Origin of the sequence: Thermococcus sp. GR6, from assembly GCF_012027415.1 — an archaeon.
Taxonomy (GTDB): Archaea; Methanobacteriota_B; Thermococci; order Thermococcales; family Thermococcaceae; genus Thermococcus; species Thermococcus onnurineus.
The window spans coordinates 913476-936110 of the sequence record NZ_SNUM01000001.1 but is presented as its reverse complement, the minus strand read 5'-3'; the positions used below and the strand labels follow the sequence as shown (position 1 = coordinate 936110).

Annotated in this window: 19 protein-coding genes, 1 tRNA gene and 2 pseudogenes; 14 read left to right on the top strand and 8 right to left on the bottom strand. The window is 51.8% G+C overall.

What is annotated here, in order from left to right; all coding sequences use genetic code 11:
• Nucleotides 1–29 precede the first annotated feature (29 nt).
• The 3 genes from E3E32_RS05195 to rpl12p all read left to right on the top strand — a co-directional run bounded on the left by E3E32_RS05195 (nucleotide 30) and on the right by rpl12p (nucleotide 2092).
• Nucleotides 30–680, top strand: a complete 651-nt coding sequence (locus E3E32_RS05195; protein WP_012571138.1) for a 50S ribosomal protein L1 — start codon at nucleotides 30–32, stop codon at nucleotides 678–680.
• 5 nt (nucleotides 681–685) lie between these two features.
• The gene (locus E3E32_RS05190; protein ID WP_167731005.1) at nucleotides 686–1705 is read left to right on the top strand and encodes a 50S ribosomal protein L10; all 1020 of its coding nucleotides are present in this window, start codon (nucleotides 686–688) and stop codon (nucleotides 1703–1705) included.
• 69 nt (nucleotides 1706–1774) lie between these two features.
• Nucleotides 1775–2092 (top strand): 50S ribosomal protein P1, encoded by a 318-nt coding sequence (gene rpl12p, locus E3E32_RS05185; RefSeq protein ID WP_012571140.1) that lies wholly within the window; start codon nucleotides 1775–1777, stop codon nucleotides 2090–2092.
• 38 nt (nucleotides 2093–2130) lie between these two features.
• Here the strand turns inward: rpl12p and E3E32_RS10110 are convergent, their stop codons facing one another.
• The gene (locus E3E32_RS10110) at nucleotides 2131–2313 is read right to left on the bottom strand and encodes a hypothetical protein (protein WP_240910566.1); all 183 of its coding nucleotides are present in this window, start codon (nucleotides 2311–2313) and stop codon (nucleotides 2131–2133) included.
• Nucleotides 2301–2591 (bottom strand): hypothetical protein, encoded by a 291-nt coding sequence (locus E3E32_RS10105; protein WP_240910565.1) that lies wholly within the window; start codon nucleotides 2589–2591, stop codon nucleotides 2301–2303. Before E3E32_RS10105 ends, E3E32_RS10110 begins: the two co-directional genes overlap by 13 nt.
• Before the next feature lie 73 nt (nucleotides 2592–2664).
• Between E3E32_RS10105 and E3E32_RS05175 the strand changes: the two genes are divergently transcribed.
• From E3E32_RS05175 to E3E32_RS05145, 7 genes are all read left to right on the top strand, one after another.
• Nucleotides 2665–2740 (top strand) — tRNA-Arg (locus E3E32_RS05175).
• A 589-nt stretch (nucleotides 2741–3329) separates the two neighbouring features.
• Nucleotides 3330–3800, top strand: coding sequence for a dCTP deaminase (gene dcd, locus E3E32_RS05170; protein ID WP_167731004.1), 471 nt, complete (start codon nucleotides 3330–3332; stop codon nucleotides 3798–3800).
• Nucleotides 3801–4150: 350 nt separating this feature from the next.
• Nucleotides 4151–4354 carry an archaeal histone HpkA gene (gene hpkA / locus E3E32_RS05165; RefSeq protein ID WP_167730637.1) on the top strand — a complete coding sequence of 68 codons (204 nt, stop codon included), beginning with the start codon at nucleotides 4151–4153 and terminating at the stop codon, nucleotides 4352–4354.
• Nucleotides 4355–4421: 67 nt separating this feature from the next.
• Nucleotides 4422–5696 carry a TIGR04013 family B12-binding domain/radical SAM domain-containing protein gene (locus E3E32_RS05160; protein ID WP_167730635.1) on the top strand — a complete coding sequence of 425 codons (1275 nt, stop codon included), beginning with the start codon at nucleotides 4422–4424 and terminating at the stop codon, nucleotides 5694–5696.
• Nucleotides 5697–5770: 74 nt separating this feature from the next.
• A complete protein-coding gene (locus E3E32_RS05155) occupies nucleotides 5771–6172 on the top strand; it encodes a toprim domain-containing protein (protein WP_167730633.1) in 402 nt (133 codons plus the stop codon).
• Nucleotides 6169–7563 (top strand): DNA primase DnaG, encoded by a 1395-nt coding sequence (gene dnaG / locus E3E32_RS05150; RefSeq protein ID WP_167730631.1) that lies wholly within the window; start codon nucleotides 6169–6171, stop codon nucleotides 7561–7563. The genes E3E32_RS05155 and dnaG overlap by 4 nt, the downstream gene beginning before the upstream one ends.
• A 284-nt stretch (nucleotides 7564–7847) precedes the next feature.
• Nucleotides 7848–9569, top strand: a complete 1722-nt coding sequence (locus E3E32_RS05145) for a glutamate--tRNA ligase (RefSeq protein ID WP_167731003.1) — start codon at nucleotides 7848–7850, stop codon at nucleotides 9567–9569.
• A 48-nt stretch (nucleotides 9570–9617) separates the two neighbouring features.
• Here the strand turns inward: E3E32_RS05145 and E3E32_RS05140 are convergent, their stop codons facing one another.
• From E3E32_RS05140 to E3E32_RS05130, 3 genes and pseudogenes are all read right to left on the bottom strand, one after another.
• Nucleotides 9618–10904, bottom strand: coding sequence for a sodium-dependent transporter (locus E3E32_RS05140; protein WP_167730629.1), 1287 nt, complete (start codon nucleotides 10902–10904; stop codon nucleotides 9618–9620).
• A 136-nt stretch (nucleotides 10905–11040) separates the two neighbouring features.
• A pseudogene (gene malP / locus E3E32_RS05135) lies at nucleotides 11041–13535 on the bottom strand (maltodextrin phosphorylase).
• A gap of 110 nt (nucleotides 13536–13645) precedes the next feature.
• Nucleotides 13646–15523, bottom strand: coding sequence for a phosphoenolpyruvate carboxykinase (GTP) (locus tag E3E32_RS05130; protein ID WP_167730627.1), 1878 nt, complete (start codon nucleotides 15521–15523; stop codon nucleotides 13646–13648).
• A 142-nt stretch (nucleotides 15524–15665) separates the two neighbouring features.
• Between E3E32_RS05130 and E3E32_RS05125 the strand changes: the two are divergent.
• The 4 genes and pseudogenes from E3E32_RS05125 (at nucleotide 15666) to E3E32_RS05110 (ending at nucleotide 18871) form a co-directional block, all read left to right on the top strand.
• Nucleotides 15666–16411, top strand: a pseudogene (locus E3E32_RS05125) (sugar phosphate nucleotidyltransferase).
• A gap of 10 nt (nucleotides 16412–16421) precedes the next feature.
• Nucleotides 16422–17129 carry a phospho-sugar mutase gene (locus tag E3E32_RS05120; RefSeq protein ID WP_012571153.1) on the top strand — a complete coding sequence of 236 codons (708 nt, stop codon included), beginning with the start codon at nucleotides 16422–16424 and terminating at the stop codon, nucleotides 17127–17129.
• 108 nt (nucleotides 17130–17237) lie between these two features.
• Nucleotides 17238–17855 (top strand): dTMP kinase, encoded by a 618-nt coding sequence (gene tmk, locus E3E32_RS05115; RefSeq protein WP_167731002.1) that lies wholly within the window; start codon nucleotides 17238–17240, stop codon nucleotides 17853–17855.
• A 224-nt stretch (nucleotides 17856–18079) separates the two neighbouring features.
• Entirely contained in the window at nucleotides 18080–18871 is a 792-nt protein-coding gene (locus E3E32_RS05110; protein WP_167730625.1) for a class I SAM-dependent methyltransferase, read from the top strand.
• Nucleotides 18872–18953: 82 nt separating this feature from the next.
• Here E3E32_RS05110 and E3E32_RS05105 read toward each other — a convergent pair whose 3' ends face one another.
• From E3E32_RS05105 to E3E32_RS05095, 3 genes are all read right to left on the bottom strand, one after another.
• On the bottom strand, nucleotides 18954–19820 hold the full coding sequence (locus E3E32_RS05105) for an alpha/beta hydrolase (RefSeq protein ID WP_167730623.1): 867 nt from the start codon (nucleotides 19818–19820) through the stop codon (nucleotides 18954–18956).
• Nucleotides 19821–19829: 9 nt separating this feature from the next.
• Entirely contained in the window at nucleotides 19830–21140 is a 1311-nt protein-coding gene (locus tag E3E32_RS05100; protein ID WP_167730622.1) for an MFS transporter, read from the bottom strand.
• 96 nt (nucleotides 21141–21236) lie between these two features.
• Complete coding sequence (locus E3E32_RS05095; RefSeq protein WP_167731001.1) at nucleotides 21237–22562, bottom strand: SLC45 family MFS transporter; 1326 nt, start codon at nucleotides 22560–22562, stop codon at nucleotides 21237–21239.
• Nucleotides 22563–22635 lie beyond the last annotated feature (73 nt).

Sequence of the window (22635 nt, the reverse complement as noted above, 5' to 3'; positions counted from 1 at the left end):
TTAAATCAAAAATGAAGGGAGGGCTGTAAATGGCCTTTGACAGGCAGAAATTCGTGGAAGCGGTGAAGGAGGCGAAGGCCCGGGCTAAGCCGCGTAACTTCACACAGACCGTCGAAGTGGCAGTCAACCTCAGGGATATAGACCTCCGCAAGCCGGAGAACAGGTTTAAGCTTGAGGTTGTGCTGCCCCACGGTCGTGGGAAGGAGCCCAAGATCGCGGTCATCGCTGATGGTGCCGTTGCCGAGGCGGCTAAAAAGCTCGGGCTGGATGTAATTAGTGGAGAGCAGCTTGAGGAACTTGCCAAGAGCCCGAGGCAGGCAAGGAAACTGGCAAAGAGCTACGACTTCTTCATTGCGGCAGCTCCGCTGATGCCGAAGATCGGTAGGTACCTCGGTAGGTACCTTGGTCCAAGGAACAAGATGCCGCAGGTCGTTCCACCGACCATGACCAACCTGGAGCCAATAGTTGCAAGGCTCAAGAAGACCGTCAGGATACAGCTCAAGAACAATCCGGTTGTGCACGCTCCGATAGGAACCGAGGACATGGACGATGAGAAGCTCGCTGAGAACGCTGAAGCAGTGCTCAACGCCATCATCAACAAGCTCGAGCGCGGAGAGAACCAAGTGAAGTCAGTGTATGTCAAGACCACCATGGGACCGGCCGTTAAGGTGGAGAGGTGAGGGAGATGGCCCACGTCGCTGAGTGGAAGAAGAAGGAAGTTGAAGAGCTCACCAACATCATCAAGAGCTATCCAGTGATAGCGCTCGTTGACGTTGCCAATGTCCCAGCTTACCCGCTCTCAAAGATGCGTGAGAAGCTCAGGGGCAAGGCACTCCTCAGAGTCTCAAGGAACACACTCATCGAACTCGCCATAAAGAGGGCCGCCCAGGAGCTTGGAAAGCCAGAGCTCGAGAAGCTCATCGACCACATCCAGGGTGGAGCTGGAATCCTCGCCACCGAGATGAACCCGTTTAAGCTCTACAAGCTCCTTGAGGAGAGCAAGACTCCTGCTCCAGCCAAGCCAGGCGTGCCGGTTCCAAAGGACGTCGTTATACCAGCCGGTCCGACCTCAATCTCACCGGGTCCGCTCGTCGGTGAGATGCAGGCTCTTGGTATACCCGCGAGAATCGAGAAGGGTAAGGTCAGCATCCAGAAGGACTACACCGTGCTCAAGGCTGGTGAGGTCATAACCGAGCAGCTCGCGAGGATCCTTAACGCTCTTGGCATCGAGCCCCTTGAGGTTGGTCTCAACCTGCTCGCTGCCTACGAGGACGGAATTGTCTACACTCCGGAAGTCCTCGCCATCGACGAGGAAGAGTACATCAACCTGCTCCAGCAGGCTTACATGCACGCATTCAACCTGTCCGTCAACACTGCCTACCCGACCAGCCAGACCATCGAGGCCATCATCCAGAAGGCCTACCTTGGAGCCAAGAACGTTGCAGTCGAGGCTGGCTATATTACCCCAGAGACCGTCGAGGACATCTTTGGCAGAGCTCTGCGCGCTGTCCTGCTCATAGCCCAGAACCTGCCTGAGGAGCTACTCGACGAGAAGACCAAAGAGCTTTTAAACCAACAGGCACAAATAGCCGTTGCCGCTCAGCCTCAGCAGGAGGAGAAGGTTGAGGAGGCTGAGGAAGAGGAGGAAGAAGAGGAAGCCTCCGAGGAGGACGCGCTCGCTGGACTGGGCGCGCTCTTCGGCTGAACTTTCCATTTCCCTCGTATCCCTGAATAAAACCGTGTGAAAAAATGAAGATGATTGGAGGTGCGAAAAATGGAGTACGTGTATGCCGCTCTGCTGCTCCACGCCGCTGGTAAGGAGATAACTGAGGAGAACCTCAAGGCCGTCCTTGAGGCTGCTGGAGTCAGCCCGGATGAGGCCAGGATAAAGGCTCTCGTTGCCGCCCTCGAGGGTGTCAACATCGACGAGGTCATCGAGAAGGCCGCCATGCCGGTTGCCGCCCCGGTCGCCGTTGCTGCCGCTCCAGCCGCTGGCGCCGAGGCCGCTCCGGCTGAGGAGGAAGAGGAGGAAGAAGAGGAGGAGGCCAGCGAGGAGGAAGCCCTCGCTGGACTCGGTGCCCTCTTCGGCTGAACTCCCTTCCTCTTTTGTCCGCCCGAGGGCGGACACCCTCAAAACTTTTCTTCGCGGTCCCTGACGCTCCAGAATGCAACCCATATTCGCTTGTATCTACCTGGGTCGAGCTTTCTCCTGAGCATCTCAAGGAACGCCACCAAGGCCAGGAAAAACGCGACCGTGACAAGGGCCTTTTCGGTGAAGCCATTGAGGCTTGTAACGACGTTTATCCACACCATCCCACCGAACCACTCGTCAGGAACTCGATAATCTCATAAATGGCAACTTTTCTGGGTAGGGTCTCCATCTCCCAGAGGGCGATGCCAGCCATCAGGGAAAAGAGCCCTACAATGCCGAGTATCACCGTCCCCGCGTCAATTGTCTCTGCCCCATACCTGCCCGCGAGAACTGGATAAAGCGAAAACGCCGGAGCGAGGGCAAAGAACCCCACTATCGCCAGGGCGCTTACCGCGAGCAGTGCTACGCTCTTCCTCATGTCCTCCCACCAGATTAACATCGGGCATGGTAACCTAAAAGATTTTCGAAAAAGACCGCAAGGTTTATCTTTGGCCGTTATGAACCCCCATCGTGGGCCCGTGGCCTAGGGGATATGGCGCCGGCCTTCGGAGCCGGTAGTCGCGGGTTCAAATCCCGCCGGGCCCGCCAGAAATACAAACTTTTGCCAAGCAAAAGTTTGATCAAAGCTTGCATGACCCTTAAATTGGCAGTTCTTAAGCGGGGTTTACTCCACAATTGCCAATTTTACAGTGTTTCACTGCGAGAATAACGCCCAAAGGGCGTTAAGAGAAAAAGTAAAACCTCACCCACTCACGTTTTTGCAGTTAAACCCTCTTTTGAGGGCGAGTTTTAGAGTGCATGCTTATTTGCTTGCCCACCTAACAGAAAGGAAACTCGTGGTCAATTTTTTCCACGAGTCTGCTCGCTTGCGCGAACTCCAGTTTGTCAGATTTTCCTAGTGTCAACCCCTGCTTGATGGGGAGAATCTATTATATGGCTGTTTCCCGATGGATTTACACTTTCTCGACGCCCTCCGGGCGTCTAACTCCAAAGTTAACCCCTATCTCAAAAGCCAAACTCCCGTGATTCTCCCCTACTAAACCGCAAGATTCAATTGGAAAACACTGCGAATCGGACAGGCTAGCAAAGAGCCACGAACTTTGATGAAACTTTGCGGAGCAAAGTTTCTATGGTCAGCTTTTTAAGCACCTCCTCGTTTAACCTTAGGGTGGTCAACATGATGCTCCCAGACTGGAAAATCAGAAAGGAGATTCTAATCGATCCATTTAACGAGAAATCCCTTCAGCCGGCCGGCTACGACTTAAGGGTTGGAAAGGAGGCTATGGTGAACGGAGACTTCATAGACGTTGAGAGGGAAGGGAAGGTTGTAATCCCTCCCAAGGGCTACGCCCTCATTCTAACGCTTGAGAGGATAAAGCTCCCCGATGACGTCATGGGGGACATGAAGCTCAGGAGCAGTCTCGCAAGAGAAGGGCTGATGGGCTCCTTCGCCTGGGTAGATCCCGGCTGGGATGGCAACCTCACCCTTGGGATTTTCAACGCCTCTGACGAACCGGTTGAGCTGGCTTACGGAGAACGCTTTGTTCAGATAGCGTTCATCCGGCTTGAAGGGCCTGCAAAGAACCCGTACAGGGGCAACTATCAGGGAAGCCAGCATTTAGCGCTATCGAAGAGGAGGAAAAAGTGAGACTTATAAAATCAGCCTCAACACATCACTTAATTCTATTTCTTGTGCCATCCAAGCACGATTAACGGACAAATGAATCTTTCCCGAGAACTTTAGGGCTATTAAAAAGTGTGCTGGGGAACTATAGCTTCTCAAAGGCATCATCTGGGTAATGCCTCCTATTGAGCACTGTGCTCGTAACTGGTTATCTATTTCCCTCAAGGTTCACGAGAAAATCCATCTCGTCAAGTTGGTTGCGTCTAAGGGCGCAGTGGGCATCTAATCGACGTAGATGGCTCCGTTTACCGAAAGGTTTATATATCTCCAATCGCCTAGAAAATAGTGAAAAACCTTTCCTGGAGGTGTTGTGGATGGCTGAGTTGCCGATTGCCCCGATTGACAGGCTGATTAGAAAGGCCGGTGCTGAGAGGGTCAGCGAGGAGGCTGCCAAGGTCCTCGCCGAGTACCTCGAGGAGTACGCCATGGATCTTGCTAAGAGAGCCTCCGAGTTCGCCAGGCACGCTGGCAGGAAGACCGTCAAGGCCGAGGACATCAAGCTCGCTATCAAGACCTGAAGGTCTTTCTCTCTTCTTGCTTTTGTAACTCATCAGCTTTTTAAACCGCTCTTCTGATTGTTCCACTATGCCGGAGATAGCTGTTAGAATGACCAGGCGCAACCACAATGCCTTCGTTCACCTCCTCGGAGCCTTGGAGAGCCAGGGTTTTGATCTCGGAGAAATGTTAATCACGAAGGACTTCAACGAAATTCTGAAGGCCAGACCAAAGGTCGTTCTCTACTCGTTCTTCACGGAGGAAATATGGGGGAGTCTTCCTCAGGAAGTCTGGCTTCTCAAGGAAAGGGGTGCGCTGTTAATAGCCGGTGGATATCATGCTATAGCCATGCCTAAACATACCCTAAATCAGCTTGGTTTCGATATAGCAGTCATCGGCGAGGGGGAGGAAGTTCTGTATCATCTTCTGAAGACGCTCAAAAGAACGGACTACAAAATCACCAGGGAGCTCCTCAACATTACTGGTCTTGCTTTCTACCTCAATGGCGAGTTCGTCTTTACCGGATTCGCCAAGGTTGAGGACTTCTGGCGATTTCCACCGTATCCAGAAAGCGTTCGTCTTATCTCGCCGATAGAAATAACCCGTGGCTGTCCCTTTGGCTGCTATTACTGTCAGACCCCATACATAAAAGGCCTTCGTATGAGGCACAGGCCGATAGACCAAATAGTAAAGTACTCTCGCCGGATGAAGGACATGCGCTACATAACGCCAAACGCATTCGCCTACGGAAGTCCTGGGGCGATACTTAAAATCAACAAGCTTGAGGCCCTTCTCAAGGCCCTTCAGCCCCTAAGGAAGGAAGGCAGGAGGCTTTTCTACGGCACGTTTCCCAGTGAGGTCAGGCCGGAGTTCGTCCTTCCAGAGACTTTGGAGCTCCTGATTGATTATGCAGATAATAGACGCTTGGCTATCGGCGCTCAGAGCGGTGACGACGCAATGCTGAGAGCCATGCACAGGATCCACAAAGTGGAGCACGTCCAAAAGGCCGTTGAGTATATGCTGGAGTACGGCTTCGAGCCTGTGGTTGATTTCATCGTTGGTCTGCCGAACGAGACGCCTGAAAGCCAGAGGAAGAGCATCGAGCTTATGGAGTGGATCATGAAGAAGGGCGGCAAGGTCAGAGCACACTACTTCATGCCCCTTCCAGGAACCCCGTGGGCACGGTGCAAGCCTTCACCTCTGAGTGAGGAGATGAAGAAATTTCTGGGCAGGATGGCAGCAAAGGGCAAGATAGAGGGGTCGTGGGGCAAGCAGATTGAGCTCTCAAGAAAGCTCCAGAATCTTATAGATGAGTTTTACGAGGAACCTATGAGCTACATTGGAACCGTGCGGAAGGTTTGCTGAAATAGGCAGAAAAGCGTCAAAAATTATCCAATAAACTTATAACCCCATTCGTTCGTTATCAGCACGACGGCAACATGTACGCCGAAAACTATAAAAGATTCGAGGAGCTTATAGACAAACTGCGAGAGTTTGAAGGGGCCATCATAGTTGAGGGCCCGCGAGACGAGGTGGCTCTGAGAAATTTGGGGGTCAGGGCGGAGATAATAAGACTTTCACGCCTCCCACTATCAGAAATCGCGCTCATCGCGTCATCATATAGAGAGGTCATGATACTTACAGACTTCGACAGAAAGGGCGAAGAGCTTGCAAGGAAGCTCCTCCGCTATCTGGAGGGGTATCCCTGCAGGGTCGATGCAGAGACGCGGAAGGAGCTCAAAAGGATAGCAAAGAAGGACATTAAGGGGATTGAGGATCTCTATGGCCTCTATCTTAAGGTCATCTCCGTTTCTGACCCCCACTTGGAGGGAATTCGATGAAGAGGAAAAAGACAGTGCTTCACCACATTTTAGCTGAAAAGCAGAAGTTTGAAAAACGGAAAGAGGGTGGTAGTATGTCAGCCAAAGATGAATTTGGAACGACCAAATATGTAATCTATGCCGAGTTTGAAGCAAACGGAATTGTTGAAAGGCCCGACGTTGTTGGTGCTATTTTTGGTCAGACTGAAGGTCTTCTTGGTGACGATCTGGACTTAAGGGAGCTTCAAAAGACCGGAAGGATCGGAAGGATAAGGGTTGAGGTTCACGCAAAGGCTGGAAAGACCTACGGAACGATAACCGTTCCTTCGAGCCTTGATAGAGTTGAGACGGCCATTTTGGCGGCTGCTCTTGAGACGATAGACAGGGTCGGTCCAGCCGAGGCCAAGATAAAGGTTCTCCGCATAGAGGACGTCAGGGCAACCAAGAGGAAATATATTATCGAGAGGGCCAAGGAGATCCTCGAGACCCTGATGGAGCAGGAAATCCCAGAGACCCAGGAGCTCACAGAGGAAGTCAAGAAGGCCGTAAGGGCTAAGGAGCTCATAGAGTATGGGCCGGAGAAGCTTCCCGCCGGACCGCATGTACCGTTCTCTGATTCAATCATTGTCGTTGAGGGAAGGGCAGATGTACTAAACCTGCTCAAGCACGGCATAAAGAACGCCATAGCCGTCGAAGGCACCTCAGTTCCGGAGACCATAATAAAGCTCAGCAAGGAGCGCATCGTTACCGCCTTCACCGACGGCGATCGCGGTGGAGAGCTCATCCTCAAGGAGCTCCTTCAGGTCGCAGATGTTGACTACGTCGCCAGAGCACCAGAGGGCAAAGAAGTCGAGGAGCTCACCAAGAAGGAGATAGTGAAGGCACTTAGGAGCAAGGTGCCTGCTGAGCAGGTCATAACCGAGATATTCTACAAGGGTAGAAACTTCTACGAGGTCATAAAGGAGAAGGAAAGGGCCAAGAACGGCAGGGAGGAGAAGGCAAGGGAGGTCAAACCGCCAGCACCTGCACCGGCTCCAGCACCTGCACCAAAGCCACTAGAAAAGCCTGAGCCCAAGGAGAGGGAGGAGAAGATAGTCAAGCCGATTCAGCAGCCCAGGCCGAGCGAGCTGGACGAGTTCGGTGAGTTCATCGAAAAGGTCAAAAGCTCCAAAGACTCGATGGCGCTCCTACTCGACAAAGACAAGAGTGTCATAGCGGAAATACCCGTCAGAGAGCTCACCAACCAGCTCAAGGAAAGAAAGGACGTTTACGCTGTCGTCTTCAACGGCGTCATAACCCAGAGGCTCATCGACACAGTCAGCGAGAGCGGGGTAAAGTACCTTGTCGGGGCGAGGAAGTACAACGTCGTCAGAAGGCCGGTCAATCTCAAGATAGTGACCTTTGCGGAGTGAGTTCCGCACCTTCTTATTTCCCATCACAAAACTTTCAACTTCTTTGGGTAGAATCTTCTGGTGGTTCCATGGATGAGGGTCTTGAGCTGATGCTCTTGGGGAGTTTCGTTCATTCTCTTTTGGGATACTAATGAACAATAACGGAGGCATGTTCTTCGGAATCCTCGGTTTAGCCCTGGTGTTCCTGGAGATACTCCTGCCGCAAGAGAAACGGAAGGAAGAACCACGTTGCGAAGGGGAGTAACTTTATAACTCCTCCCTCCCTTCTTCCCCCGGTGAGGAGAATGAACGTGGAAGAGTTGATTATGAAGTACGCGCTCATCAATGCGATCAGCCACAAGGGCAAGGCCAACCCAAAGGCTGTGATAGGGAAGGTTCTCGGCGAGAACCCGGAACTTAGGCCCAAAGCAAAGGAGATAATCCCACTCGTCAACCAGATAGTGGAGCAGGTCAATGGAATGGGCATCGAAGAACAGGAAGCAAAGCTGAAGGAGATTTATCCAGAGTTCTTCGAGGCAAAGAAGGAAAAGAAAGAGGAAAAGAAAGGCCTTCCGCCCCTCCCGAAGGCAGAAAAGGGTAATGTGGTTACCCGTTTCGCCCCTAACCCTGACGGAGCATTCCACCTCGGTAACGCCCGTGCTGCTATCCTAAGCCACGAGTACGCAAGGCTCTACGGCGGCAAGTTCATCCTCCGCTTCGATGACACTGATCCAAAGGTCAAGAGACCCGAACCTAAGTTCTACGACTGGATCATCGAAGACCTCAAGTGGCTCGGCTTTCAGATTGACGAAATCCACATAGCCAGCGACAGGCTTGAAATATACTATAAATACGCAGAAGAACTCATCAAGATGGGTAAGGCTTACGTCTGCACCTGTCCGCCGGAGAAGTTCCGCGAGCTGAGGGACAATGGAATCGCCTGCCCGCACAGGGAAGAGCCGGTAGAGGTTCAACTCGAGCGCTGGAGAAAGATGCTCAACGGCGAATATAAAGAAGGCGAAGCTGTGGTTAGAATAAAGACAGATCTTAAGCATCCGAACCCAGCCGTTCGCGACTGGCCCGCTCTTAGGATAATCGACAACCCGAGCCATCCAAGAACAGGTGACAAGTACCGCGTCTGGCCGCTTTACAACTTCGCCTCAGCCATAGATGACCATGAGCTGGGCGTTACGCACATCTTCCGCGGCCAGGAGCACGCCGAGAACGAGACAAGACAGCGCTACATCTATGACTACTTTGGCTGGGAATATCCCGTCACCGTTCACCACGGCAGGCTCTCAATTGAGGGTGTTATTCTCAGCAAGTCTAAGACTAGGAAGGGAATAGAGGAAGGCAAATACTTCGGCTGGGACGATCCAAGGCTTGGGACCATAAGGGCGCTCAAAAGGCGCGGTATAAGGCCGGAGGCTATAAGAGAGCTTATTATAGAGGTCGGCCTTAAGAGGAGCGACACGACGATAAGCTGGGACAATCTTGCTGCCATAAACAGGCGCATAGTCGAGCCAATAGCCAACCGTTACTTCTTCGTTGCCGACCCGATACCTATGTATATTGAAGGCTACGATGAAGAATTCGTGGCAGAGGTACCGCTGCATCCGGATCACCCGGACAGGGGAGTCAGAAAGCTTAAGTTCGAGCCAGGCAGGCCCGTCTACGTCTCCAAGGATGATATGGAACTGTTCAAACCGGGTAGCTTCGTCCGTCTCAAGGACCTCTTCAATGTGGAAATCCTTGAAGTTTCAGAGGAAGGCATAAAAGCCAGGTTCCACAGCATTGAGTACGAAATCGCCAGAGAAAACCGCTGGAGGATGGTGCACTGGGTCACTGAAGGCAGGGCCTGTGAGGTTCTCATCCCGCAGGGCGACGAGCTGATAGTCAGAAAAGGCCTGCTCGAGAATGATGCCAACGTCAAGGTTGATGACGTTGTCCAGTTTGAGCGTTTCGGCTTTGTAAGGATAGATGATGTAACACCCGAGAAAGTGGTGGCGATATTTGCCCACAAGTGACCTCTTCTTTTATTTTCCATGCAAAACAAAAAAGGATAGGAGGCCTATTCAGGCCTTTTCGGGCACAAGTTTGTCGCCGAAGAGACCGAACAGAATCACTACCGCGGCAATGATTCCCGAGACAATGTAGACGCCGCCAGCCTTGAAGACTGCAAAGAGGGCATAGAGACCACCAACGAGGAACAGCACCGCTGCTATTCCAGCCATTGCGAGGGCTGAAGTTGATGGTTTTTCCTTGGAAGCCAGCACTGGATAGAGCTCAAAAATTGCCGTGAAGAACGTTGTCACACTCACTGCTTTGAGCACCATGTCTGCTATTGATGGAGAGGAGTCTATTACGCCTATTGCAAGGGCCACAGCTACAAGATAGGTGGCAGCTTTATTCCTGCTCACCCTAAGGGTTGATTCAACTATCTGGAGACCGACCTCCGCAGTTGGCAGCAGACTGGTGATACCTGCAAAGAACGCAGAGATTCCTATGAGGAGTATCAGCGTCGGATAGTCCGCAAGGATGTGTGGCAGTTCGCCCATGAGCTGAATAGCACCCTCTTCGCCACCATAGACATACTGGAGAAGCCTGTCAGGGGTGGTGGGAGCAATTGCATAGACAACAGTTATCGTTGATAGAACCCCGATGAAAAGCTGAACCAGGATCCCAACCCCAATGATTACTTTCGCGTTAAAGCGCTCGTTGATAAAGCTTCCAAGCATCAAGTAGAATGCAAATCCAAGTCCAACACCGTAGATTGCCCTTTCAGCGGCAGCTTTTATAAGGTCAAGTGTTATTGGGTGCCTTGCAACGAGCATGTGCTTGGCCATTGCCAGGTAGGTGGCACCCTCAGATATCTGTACCTTGAACGCAACCGTAGTTATTGTAACCGCGACGACAAATATCACAGAACCTATCGCCATGATTGCGAAGGTCTTCTCTTTAGCCCTAGTGAGGATAACGAAGGCTATGGCAAACATCAGTATCTTGGCTATGAGCCTGGCGACGGTTCCTGTTCCAAGAACTGGTGAGAGAACGGTCAGCATGGTGTTGGCGGTGTAGTACGAGAGGAACATTGCAATGGCAGCGAAGATTGAGAGCACCATAGCGGGCCGTTTTGAGACTTTGTTGTAGAGTTCAACGAAGTAGTAGCCGGATTTCATGACGGTCTCAGCCTCGAGTATTGCGACATACGTCAGTATTGCAAGGAATACTAAGTGCACAATCATTCCAGTCAGACCGTACTGGAGCCAGAACTGTGGGAATAGACCGATGCTACCTACTCCAGTGGCGAATCCGGCAACAAGGAATATCAGGTATATTGTCCACTTCTTAATCTCGTCCATGGTTTCACCCCCTGGTTTGTATATCCCACAATTGACGTTTGAGGTTAAAAATATGACTCCCCACGAGGAACGTCTAAAAGTTCTTACTTCCAGTTTATGGAGTAAATTTTGCCAAAAATGAAACAAATGGGAAGACTCACTCAAAGAAACCTCTCCACTTCACCAATCCAAGCAAGAACCGGTGGGGTAGCTTTTCGTGGTGGGGGTAAATCCTTATCGCATAGTTCCAGCAGGAATCACCGAGGTGCCTCAGAGCACTTCCCTCATAGGTGTAGAGCCACCCCCGAGCTCCTTTGGATGCCTCAGCTCAACGATATGCGGTTTCTCTATGCGTTGCTCCTCGGCATGGACGCCGTAGTAGAGCTCAAGACGGACGTCTTCGGGCTTAAGTTCATCGAGGTAGACGAGGACCTCAAGTCTGCTTCCATCTTTTATGACGACACTTTCGATGCTCACGTTGCCCCATGCGCCAATAACGCGGTCTTTCCATGTGGCCATCTCTTTGGCACCGATGTAGTTATCTCTCGTGAGCCAGATGTAGTTACTCATAGCCTTGGAATAGAAGCGATCCATGTACTCCTTGACCATCCTGTGAGTGCTGAAGCGCGGGGCTATGCTCTTGATGCTCTCCTTCATCATGTAAATCCATTTCCCGCGGTTGCCGTAGTAAGTTGGGATTATCTCCTTCTCCAGTAGATTGTAGAGGCTCTCTGCGTCCTTTATGTCGTCGGCCTCGGTCTCAGGCTCCGTACTCTCCTCTCCAATGATCCACCCGTTCCTGCCGTTGTAGCCTTCCACCCACCAGCCCTCGTAGATGCTCGCGTTGAGCACTCCGTTCAGCCCGGCTTTCATTCCACTCGTTCCACTAGCTTCCATCGGCCTGCGCGGATTGTTGAGCCAGAGGTCAACTCCAGCCACCATGAGCCTTGCACTTCCCATATCGTAGTTCTCAAGGACGAATATCTTGCCCCTGAACTCGGGCATCTGAGAGACCTCGTAGACTTTCTTTAGGAACTCTTTGCCGGCCTCATCCATTGGATGGGCCTTTCCACCAAAGACTATGTAGACTGGCCTCTCTGGGTTGTTCAGAAGTCTCTTGAGCCTTTCAATATCCGTAAAGAGTAGGGTGGCGCGCTTGTAGGTCGCGAAGCGCCGGGCAAAGCCTATGATGAGCGCGTTCTCGTCTATCTCCGGCAGGGGCTCATCTATTCCAAGCCTCTCGTTCCTCGCCTTAATCTTCCTCTTCAGTAGCTCTATGAACTCCCTTTTGGCCTTAAGATGGGCCTCCCAGAGCTCTTCATCGGGAATCCTCTCAATGGCGTACCACAGACCCTCGATGTTCGTGTGCTCGCGCCATGCCTTTCCGAGATAGCGGTCAAAGAGCTTTCTCATCTCGCTGTGGACCCAGGTCATGGTGTGTACGCCGTTGGTGATGCCCTCGATGGGTATCTCATCCAGCGGAACTCCGGGCCAGAGATTCTGCCACATGCGCTTGCTTACCTCGGCATGGAGCTTACTGACGCCGTTGACGTAGCTGGAGGTTCTTATGGCCAGTAGGGTCATGTTGATTTCATCCCCCTCACGGCCGAGCTCCAGGAGTCTCTCGTCCTTACCCTCAAGGAACTTGGCAAGCCTCTTCCTGACCTCCTCAATTGGGAAGCGATCGTGGCCCGCTGGAACTGGGGTGTGCGTGGTGAAAACCGTAGTCCCTCTGACAATACTCAACGCCTCGGTAAAGGTCAACCCTTCATCCATGTACCAGGTTATCCTCTGGAGGTTAGCAAAGGCTGGATGCCCCTCGTTGAGGTGGACAACGCCGGGTTCAACGCCCAAAGCTTTAAGCAGGCGCATTCCACCGATTCCTAGAAGTATCTCCTGCTTTATGCGCTTGTCTATCTCGGCATTGTAGAGGTAGTCGCATATGGTTCTGTCGTCCGCGCTGTTCTCGGGAACGTCGGTGTCCAGTAGATATATCTTCACCCTTCCAACCTCAACCTTCGAGGCCCTCGCGTAAACGATTCTGTCCTCTATGGGGACCTCTATAAGGAGTGGCTTTCCATCCTTCCCGAGAACCGGTTTTATCGGCATCTCCTCTGGCCTGTACTCTGGGAAGATCTCGATCTGTCTTCCGTCTCTGTCTATCTCCTGCTTGAAGTAGCCGTGCTTATAGAGCAGACCTATTGCTATGAAAGGCAGGCCAAGGTCACTGGCGGTCTTCACGTGGTCACCAGCGAGTATCCCCAGACCACCAGAGTATATGGGCAGAGTCCTGCTTATGCCGTACTCCATGCAGAGATACACTATGGGCTTGTCCCACTTGGGATAGTTGGTTGAGAACCAGGTCGAATCTGGATCCATATAATCCCGGAACTGTTCCACAACGAGCTCGTAGAGGTTCATGAAGTCGTCGTCCTTCAGAAGCTCCTCAAGGCGCTCCTCAGAAACGTCGAGAAGGAGCTTAACCGGATTCTTGTGTTCCCTCCAGTGTTCCGGGTCAATATACTCCCAGAGCCTCGTTGCCCTCCTGTTCCAGCTCCACCAGTAGTTGTAGGCCAGATCAGCCAAATCCTTGATGGGATGGGGAAGCTTCTCCCTGATTAAATCGTGGGTGGGAGTTTCAACGTCGGCCATGGCAACCACCTATGTATCATTTTCGGTGATACTATGTGGGGAGCGGGGTTAAAAAGGATTTTGGGAGTGCCCAGAAAAGTGCACCCGGAGAAGGAAAAGAAGAGAAGGGCTCAGGCCTTCTCAAGCTGGAAGGGGCTGATATAGTCGCCGTACTTCTCCCTGGCCTCGAGCAGCCTCTTCCTCTCCTCCTCGAGAACCTGGAAGAGCTCCTCCGGAGCTTCCTTAACCTGCTCGCGGTAGATCTTCTCGATACGTTCTATCTTCGCCAGAAGTTCCGGAACCCTAATGGTGAACTGCTTCTCGTAGTCCTCCCTGCTATAGTCCTTGTTGAGAACCTCCCTGAAGAGCCTCGCTAAGTCCTCATACTTCGGGATGTAGCCTATGGGAGTCTCTATGGCATTGACGTCGCCGTGAACGCGGAGCTCCATCCACTTGAGCCAGACTGCCTTGTCTAGCTTATGGTTGAGCCAGTTGCCGTCCTCATCGCGGAGGAAGTAGTTCACCGCGAATATCTTGGGGGCTTTTCTGAGCTTCTTCTCAAACTCAAGGTAGTTCTCGATATATTCGCCGAGGGGAACGCTCATGAAGTCGAGTATAGCCATCGGGTTGAAGGCTCTAACTCCTTCCTTTCCAAGGGTTGCGGCGGTTGTCTCACTCTCAAGAGCAGCACCCATCGTTATGACGCCATGCTTCCAGTCGAAGGCTTCCCTGACTGGCGGCCATGTGTCCTTGTCCCTGCCTCCGAAGATCATGCCACCAACCTCGACGCCGCAGGGAGCCTCAAGCGCTTCAAGGTCAACATTCGGGAAGTGCTCAAGGCTGACTGTGAAGCGAGCGTTCTTGTGGCTCGGTGGAATCTCGTTTCCTTCGGCGTCTTTCTTTCCGCGCCACCACTCCCCGCTGTGGTTTTCACCCTCGTCTGGTATTGGCACGCCCATCTCGTTCCAGTAGGGCTTTCCGTCCTTGACGAGGACGTTGGAGAAGATTATCTCGACGGGCGAATGGAGAACCTGCCAGATTATTGGGTCGTCCTCGGGGTTGACGCCCTGGATTATGCCAAAGACACCCTTCTCGACGTTTGCTCCACGGGCTATTCCGTTCATAGGTACGATGAACGTCAAATCATCGCCGACGATGTTCTCCCAGGATATCATGGCGGTCGATGTCTTTCCGCACATGCTGGGATAAGCGCCGGTGAAGTAGGTCTTCCTGCCTTTGGGACCGTTTACTCCCATCAGGAACATGTGCTCGCTGAGCCAGCCCTCTCTAACGGCGCGCTGGATGGTGAGCCTGAATGCGAGCTTCTTAAGGCCTATCGTGTTACCGCCGTACTGGGTGTTGACGGAGTAAACGGTCTCATCAACGAGGTCGATGTAGATGCGCCTCTTATCGAGGTTCTTGCTGGTCTTCCTCTCGTCGAGCTCCCCAGCTGAGTGGACAAACTTGAAGAATCGCGCACTTCTTCCGAGGCGTTTAAACTCTTCGTAGCCCTTCCTGTAAAGGATGAACTCTGAGTGGGCTACATAAGCAGAATCCGTGAGCTGGACGGCAGGAATCGTGAAGACCGAGTTCTTCGGCCCAAGGACGAAGAAGCACACGAAGAGCTCCTTACCCCTCATAACTCCTTTCATCAGCTCGCGGATTTCCTTCAACCCCTCGTCCCTATCCTTAGTGTTGAGGAAGGGAATCTTCTTTCCACAAGGAACGAGGAGTTTAGTATTGGCCTTGTCGCGGGCCTGGTCGTAGTAGTTGTCGTAATGGACGGTGTGGTTCGGTGTCTCGAGAATCTTTTCCTCACCGTAGTAGAGCGCCTTCCAGCGGACGTAGAACTCGTCCTCTTCGTTGTCAGTACAGACGAAAACCTTGCTTGGTTCAAGCCACTCAATCCACTCCACCAAAAACTTGTGAAGCTCTGGATTGTCGATGGCTTTAATCTTCTCAAATTGCTCTTTATCGAGAAGCTTTTCAAGCCTTTCGAGGGCATTCATGTTATCGCCTCCAGAAAGAGTTGAACGATGTCTTAAATAGTTTATTTGGTAAACCTCGTTCCTCAGTGTATTTATAAGTTCAGTCATGTCCCCGTACGCAAAGTATATTAACCTCTGGCAATATAGTCCAGCGGTGCATGGAATGAAGGCAGTTATTCTGGCGGGGAAGGGAACTAGACTACTTCCGCTTACAGTCTACAGACCAAAGTCCATGATACCGTTCTTCAACAGGCTGCTGATGGAGTACACTTTCCAGAACCTCATCAAAGCCGGGGTTGAGGAGATATACATTCTCTTTGGCTATCTCAAGAAGCGCATCATGGAGTACTTCGGCGAGGGCAGCCAGTGGGGAGTTGAGATACACTACTCCAACGGCAAGAACGTCAAGCTTGGGACGGCAGGTGCGATAAAAAGGTGGTCACTCACATAGACGAGACATTTTTCGTCGTTTCCAGTGATGTGCTCACGAACCTTGACCTCAAGGCGCTCTACAACTACCACATCAGGAAAAGGGCCTCGCGACGATAGCACTGTCCAAAGTTGAAGATCCAACGCAGTATGGCGTAACCATAATAGACCACAACGGCTGAATCATTAGATTCGTCTGAGATAAGGGGCTTCGCCCTGCTCGGGGATGATGTGGAAATCGGCAGAAACGTTAAAATAGAGCGTTCGGTGATATTATCAAATGTCACGATAGATGAAAGTGTCGAGATTGAGGAAGCCATAATAGGCGAGAATGTTCACATAGGTAAGGGCGTGATTATCCAGTCCGGAAGCCTTATAGGTGATAACACGCTCATCGAAGACTTCAGCAAGATCGGCTCCAACGTTAAGGTTTGGGTGGAGTCGAGGATTGGTAGGGAAAGTATTATACTGCCTGACTGAGGTGGTGAATGTGGAAGTGTATTACTCCCAGAGGTTCAACCCCGAGGAGCTTGCCCTTCTTGGAAGGGCCATAGGAACGATATCCCACGGGACCATAATCGTCGGAAGGGACGGCAGAGCGATTTCCCGCTACGGAAAGAGGGCAATGGTGGTCGGAATAGTCAGCACCGGCTCGACCATAATGGACGTCAGGCTCATTCCCCTCATAGCGCTCAAAGATTTTGCCCACAGGAAGGGCCTTCCCCTGGCTTACGTCTACTACTACGGCGGCGTTAGGGTTTACGTCAGCGGCATAGACAGCGAGGAAATAAAGGCCATCCTCGAGAGCAAGAGCTTCATAGAAGCGCAGCCCAACGACATTGGCGCGACAGTCTATTATCCCAACGCTCTCGACGACTTCCTGCACGAAATATTCAAGCACTACAACTTCCGCGTTAAGGGCAAAGCCCTCGTGGATGCAATGAACACCCCCGCGGTGCTCTTCTTCCCAAGGATAAGCGACCACTTCGGCTTCGAGGTCGAGCTGATAAACGACATGATGACGAGCTATTTACCGCCGAAACCGAAGGAGGTCTTCCTTCATAAGCTGAACAAGGGGGACTACGACTTTGGACTGCGCTTCAGGCCAGAAGGTGTCGTCGAGTTATACAAAGATGGCGAAGAGCTTGAGTTTAGCAGCATGTGGAAGCTCCTCGATCACATGAAGAAGAACCTTTGAGATTTTTTACTCTCTCTTTTAAAGCCTTCAAAAAATCCAAAGAGAAAAGCGTTAAAAGGGGAGTCCCTTATACCTTTCCCGTTCATTTTGGGGGTGGCACCTGTGGGAATGTTCATTGTCATTGAAGGCATCGATGGTGCAGGCAAATCAACTCAGGCAAGGCTTCTGGCGGAGTGGTTCAAAAAGAAAGGCTACGACGTTGTTCTGACGAAAGAGCCGACCGATACCGCCTTTGGAAAGCTCATCAGGAGGCTCGTCCTAACGGGTGGTAAGGAAGGTATAATAGATGGCGCTCGAATAAGCCACGAAGCAGAGGCGCTCCTCTTCGCGGCCGACAGGGCTGAACACGTTCATAAGCTGATAAAACCCTCCCTCAAGACAGGGAAGATCGTTATTTCAGATCGCTACTTCTACTCCTCACTCGCCTACCAATGGGCTCGCGGTCTCGACCTCGAGTGGCTGATTGACTTAAACCGCTTTGCTGTAAGGCCTGACCTCGTTATTCTGCTTGATTTGCCGGTCAAGGAGAGCATGAAGCGCATAAACGGCAGGAGCATAAAGACGGAGTTCGACAAGATAGCAGAGCTTCAGAAGAAGGTCAGGGAGAACTATCTCAAGCTTGCGGAGAGGTTCCCCGAGATGAGGATAGTGAACGCACTGGCAAGCGTGGAAGACATCCACAACGACATCGTGGCCCTGGTCGAGCACGAGCTCCTCAAGAAGTAAGGGGTCGGCCAGTGCCGATGTCATCATGTGCCGCACGGAGCGCGGTCTCAGACCGGTAAACGCTCCTCATCCCCCGCTTTTCTTCGGCGGATTCTTTTTAAACCTTGAGGCGAACTCTTCTCGGCCGATGACGAGCGTTAGCCACGCTGAGCGGTGAGGAAAAGAGGGTTAGCCGAGGCCTTAAAAGTTTTAAAATAGACTTCACAGCACCTTATGGTGGTCTGATGTCGCTTAAAGAATTTTACAGGCACTTTAGATGGTGGATGGAGCCAAAAGATGTAAGGGCAGTGCAGAGGTTTCATTCAATAGTCCGCTTTTTTGAAAGCCAGAGTTACAAGGCCTCAAGCGTTCTTGACCTCTGCGCTGGAACCGGGATTGCAGGGGTAGCTGCGGCCAAAGCCCTTTCTGCATCAAAATTGACAATTGTGGAAGCTAGAAAGGAGGATTTAGAAAAAGCAAGAGAGTGGCTTGAAATAGCCAGCATAAACCCAGAACTCAACCTGATTGCTGGAGATGTCTTGACACTTCCCACTCTCGTGGACAAGCACGACGTTGCCGTTCTTTGGGGACATACAATGCCGCATTTTGACCCGTTTGAGGTGGTAAGATTGTTCGCTGGTGTTGCCGTTGTTCTAAGTGAGGATGGGACTTTCTTTATCGAAGAAACAGACAGAATAAGCAGGTTTCTCTACCACTCCAACTACAAGAACTTTTTAGTTGAGGCAAAAACAGAAGAGTACACGCTAGTTTCACTTCACGAGGGATACGATGTTCGAAGGGGGATCGAGAAGAGGGGATACTACAGACTGCCGGGCTTTGAGAAGGTCACGGAGATGGAGCTGAGGGCATGGGACTTAGCTTCACAGCTCGCCCTGGGAAAGATTTTCTTCAAGGATGCCGAATTGATAACTCCACCAGAGCACGGTGTTTCGGGAGTTTCGGAGGTTCTCATCTTCAAGCGACCAAGAAGAAAAATTGCTCGTGAGATTTACTCTGAATTTCAGAACTCCTGGTAAGCCTGTACTATGCAATATAATTCTGCTTGAAGCATATAATGGGTATAGGGACTGACCCGAGTGAAAGGAAAGGGGAGAAAAGTTAAAGATGCTTCCTCAAAAACTCTCCGACCTTCGCTCTCCACTCCTCGGGATGGAACTTGAGCGTCCTGACATGGGCAGCATCGGTTACCCAGAGCTCAACGTTTGGGTTTATCTTCCTGTTCCTCTCGTAGAACTCCCTAACCTCATCCACCATGACGAGTGGATCCTTTTCGCCGGCTATCAGTAGGAGTGGCTTTCTGATCCTGTCCGAGTATTTCAGCGGGTGAAACTCCCTGCCGCCGCTAAAGAGCTTTGTAAAAGGCTTGACGAAGATGTAGAGCCACTCAGGAAGGCTAGCGAAGTACCTGAGACCTCTCGCCCCTGTCTTGTCGAGATCCATCGGTGGTGAATCTGCAACACCGCAGCAGACTTCTTCAATCTCGGCCAGCGAGCGTATCGTCACTATGGCGCCCATGGAGAATCCGACGAGGGCTATCTTCCCGGCCCTTTCTGGATGGTTTTCCTTGAGCCACCCAACGGCAGCCTTGATGTCGAGCAGTTCTCTGTCACCAACGGTCGTGTACTTTCCCTCGCTTCTTCCGTGAGCCCGGAAGTCGAAGGCAAGGACGTTGTAGCCCTCCCCGAGGAGGAACTCGATAACCGGTTTCATATAGACGTCGTCCCATCTGCTCCTTGTGTAGCCGTGAAGAGGGATAACAGTTTTCTCGCTCCCATTGTCGATCCACCAGCCGCTGAGCTTCAGGCCGTCCTCAGTGGTGAACTCAACGTCCTCGTATTCGAAGCCAAAATCTCGGGGTGTCCAGTCTTCCACAAGCCGGGGGGGCTTCACCATCTTGTAGCCGATGAATGCGACGAAGAGAATAAAGAGGAAGATAAGAATCCCAAGGCCAATAAGCCAGCCCATGCTATCACCTCACTCTGATTCTGCTTTGCTGACCTCGAGGTTCTTCATATGCCATATCATCGGCATAGCCAAGAGCACAAGGATTGCGCCTATGGGGAAGAGTATTCTGTAGTTCTCGCCGGCCAGATCAACTATGGCACCGCCGACTATTCCTGCCAGCAGCACCGGAAGGGAGCGCGTCGCCTCAAAGAAGCCATAGTATCTGCCAGTGAAGGCCTCTTTTTCATAGTGGGTAAGCAGATCGCCAATGACAGGGTAGGATGCAGCCATCAGGATTCCCCAGCCGATTCCCGCTATTCCAAGGGCTATCACTATCTCCGTCTGGCTCGTTATGAACCAGCCCCAGAGCTGCGGTAGTGCAAAGATAACGCCGCCAAGGATTATGCTGAGCCTCCTGCCGAGCTTGTCGTAGATGAGACCTCCCGGTAGAGCACCTAGCAGAACAGTGACATTAAAGAGCGCCATGAGGTAGAGGCCGAGGGAGGTCACAGCTTTAACGTTCTCCTCGCTGGCCGAGCCGTGGAGGATGTACGCCAAGATGCCGTAGAGGAAAATCGCTATGAACTCGAAGCTCATCCACCAGAGTGTCTGAGCCGCGTAGAACTTGAGGAAGTCACGGTTTTCGACGATGCTCTTGAGGTAATCCTTGAGGCTCTCGTTCTCCTCAATCTCCGGTGCTTCGGGCTCTTTAACGATGAAGTAAACGAAGAGGGCCGCACCTATGAGGAAGAAAGCCGTAACGAGGAATGGAACCTTGAGGTAGGGCGTCTGTGCAAGGGCCTTTATCCCTTCGCTCTCACCAGTTTCGGCCACGGCCTTTGCTATGAGGTAGCCGGCAAGGCCGAAGAGGAAGAGGTTGCCGGCCCATTCGAGGAGTGTGATAACTCCGCTGGCCTTACCCCTCTGACCGCTCTCGATGGTGTCGGGCATCAAAGCCCTATACTGTGCTGTGTAAAGGTGCATCGAGAGGTAGAAGAAGCCCAGCGTCAGTGCAAAGCCCCAGAGTGGAACTCCCATGGCGTAGGCAGTGTAGATCATCAACGCAGCTATTCCTGCCAGAAGACCACCCACCATAATGAATGGCCTTCTCCTTCCGTGCCTTGATTTGAGCGTATCGCTGTAATAGCCGAGAAGAACGGGGATGAACAGACCGATGAAACCCTCGAAAGCCAAAATCGTTCCTTTCACAAAGGCCGATTGTGTGTAGCTCGAAAGCAGCGGGAAGGAGAGGCCCTTATTCAGTGCCCAGCCGACGCTCCTGCTGAATCCGAGCAGGGCCAGACCGAGAACAACACTCCAGCTGAAGCCTTTCCTGTTCATGGTTTCACCTCCTTATTTTGACACCTTTATGTTAAAACGGAGTTTTTACATTTTCGGTTCGAAGGACTAAGAAAAGGAGTAAGAATAGAAAAGGTCTCAGTCCATATCGGGTACGTAGTCGTAGATGTTGCCCTTCCCCCTGACGATGTCTCCCCTTCTGACGAACTGCATGGCTATCATTGCTAGTATGAAGAACAGCGTTGCGAAGGGCAGTAGCGTTTTATATCCAGCCACGTCTATGAACGCTCCGGAGAGGGGCGGTGCCACAAGGTTTGCGGCCTGGCTGAAGAAGTAGTAGAGACCCGTGTAGCCACCGAGCTTTTCTTCGGTGGTCATGTCGACAACCATCGGCAGGGAGTTGACGTTGACCATTGCCCAGCCTATGCCGCCGACGAAGAACAGTCCCATGAAGCTCATCACTACCGGGTCGTTGAGGGAGCTGCTGGCCGGCTTCGAGCTTTCACCGAGCTGGTAAGCTAAGAGCATTATAGCAACGACTATGAGAAGGCCAAGGGTTATCGTCCTCTTTCTTCCAAAGCGGCCACCTATGAAACCGGCGGGAATGGCAAATATCATGAAGCTAAGCGAGAAGACCCCCAGCATGAAGGCTCCAGTGCTCTCCTCAATTCTGAGGTGATACTTGGCGTAGCTCGTGAAGAAGGTCTCCAGAGAGTTGAAGGCGATGAACCAGAAGAATATCGCCACAAGGATGGCAAAGAGGCTCCTTTCCTTACTCGCGAAGACGTCCTTGAGGTTCTCCTTTAACTCGCCGAAGCTCTTTCTGGTTGTTTCCTTGAGAAGCTTCTTGAGCTCAAGCTTCTTCCCAGGGACGCGGTACTCCTCGGGCTCGGGGACAAAAAGGACCACGAGCAGGTTGGCAAGGAGCATTATCGCCGCACCAAGATAGAAGGGATATGCGTAGTTCATATCGTAAAGGGCTTTACCGCCGAAGTAAGCGAGCAGGGCGCCGAGGCCGCCCATGAAGTTAATTATTCCATTCGCTTGACTTCTCTTTTCACTCGGCGTTATGTCCGGCATAAATGCTATGACCGGCGAGCGGAAGAGGGCCATGAAGAAGTTCATGAATATAATAGTTCCCATAAAGAGGGCAAGGCTTTCGTATTCCCTGGCCACGGGAATGAGCGCGAACATAAGAGCGGCCGAAGGTGCACCGAGGAGAATGTAAGGCTTCCTCCTTCCGAGTTTGGTGCGCGTCATATCGCTTAAAGCCCCAAGGAAAGGGAGGAGCAAAACCGCGAATAGGTTGTCTATCGTCATGATAAAGCCAGTAACAGTCTTGCTGAGGTGGAATGTATCCTGCAGGAAAATCGGTACGTAAGCGTTGTAGAGAGCCCAGATGATGCTTATCCCAAAGAAACCAAAACCAAGGATAAATATCCTGCTGTACCTGAAGTCTTTCATGTTCATCACCCATCTATTTTAGTCCCCAATGAACTGGAACGCTGAGTTTTTAAGGTTTTTTTGGTCTCCGCAA

Bases quoted from the DNA above. Each gene is read 5' to 3' on its own strand.
- E3E32_RS05195 (WP_012571138.1), top strand. From the start codon at position 30: ATGGCCTTTGACAGGCAGAAATTCGTGGAAGCGGTGAAGGAGGCGAAG.
- E3E32_RS05190 (WP_167731005.1), top strand. From the start codon at position 686: ATGGCCCACGTCGCTGAGTGGAAGAAGAAGGAAGTTGAAGAGCTCACC.
- rpl12p (WP_012571140.1), top strand. From the start codon at position 1,775: ATGGAGTACGTGTATGCCGCTCTGCTGCTCCACGCCGCTGGTAAGGAG.
- E3E32_RS10110 (WP_240910566.1), bottom strand. From the start codon at position 2,313: ATGGTGTGGATAAACGTCGTTACAAGCCTCAATGGCTTCACCGAAAAG.
- E3E32_RS10105 (WP_240910565.1), bottom strand. From the start codon at position 2,591: ATGTTAATCTGGTGGGAGGACATGAGGAAGAGCGTAGCACTGCTCGCG.
- dcd (WP_167731004.1), top strand. From the start codon at position 3,330: ATGATGCTCCCAGACTGGAAAATCAGAAAGGAGATTCTAATCGATCCA.
- hpkA (WP_167730637.1), top strand. From the start codon at position 4,151: ATGGCTGAGTTGCCGATTGCCCCGATTGACAGGCTGATTAGAAAGGCC.
- E3E32_RS05160 (WP_167730635.1), top strand. From the start codon at position 4,422: ATGCCGGAGATAGCTGTTAGAATGACCAGGCGCAACCACAATGCCTTC.
- E3E32_RS05155 (WP_167730633.1), top strand. From the start codon at position 5,771: ATGTACGCCGAAAACTATAAAAGATTCGAGGAGCTTATAGACAAACTG.
- dnaG (WP_167730631.1), top strand. From the start codon at position 6,169: ATGAAGAGGAAAAAGACAGTGCTTCACCACATTTTAGCTGAAAAGCAG.
- E3E32_RS05145 (WP_167731003.1), top strand. From the start codon at position 7,848: ATGAACGTGGAAGAGTTGATTATGAAGTACGCGCTCATCAATGCGATC.
- E3E32_RS05140 (WP_167730629.1), bottom strand. From the start codon at position 10,904: ATGGACGAGATTAAGAAGTGGACAATATACCTGATATTCCTTGTTGCC.
- E3E32_RS05130 (WP_167730627.1), bottom strand. From the start codon at position 15,523: ATGAATGCCCTCGAAAGGCTTGAAAAGCTTCTCGATAAAGAGCAATTT.
- tmk (WP_167731002.1), top strand. From the start codon at position 17,238: ATGTTCATTGTCATTGAAGGCATCGATGGTGCAGGCAAATCAACTCAG.
- E3E32_RS05110 (WP_167730625.1), top strand. From the start codon at position 18,080: ATGTCGCTTAAAGAATTTTACAGGCACTTTAGATGGTGGATGGAGCCA.
- E3E32_RS05105 (WP_167730623.1), bottom strand. From the start codon at position 19,820: ATGGGCTGGCTTATTGGCCTTGGGATTCTTATCTTCCTCTTTATTCTC.
- E3E32_RS05100 (WP_167730622.1), bottom strand. From the start codon at position 21,140: ATGAACAGGAAAGGCTTCAGCTGGAGTGTTGTTCTCGGTCTGGCCCTG.
- E3E32_RS05095 (WP_167731001.1), bottom strand. From the start codon at position 22,562: ATGAAAGACTTCAGGTACAGCAGGATATTTATCCTTGGTTTTGGTTTC.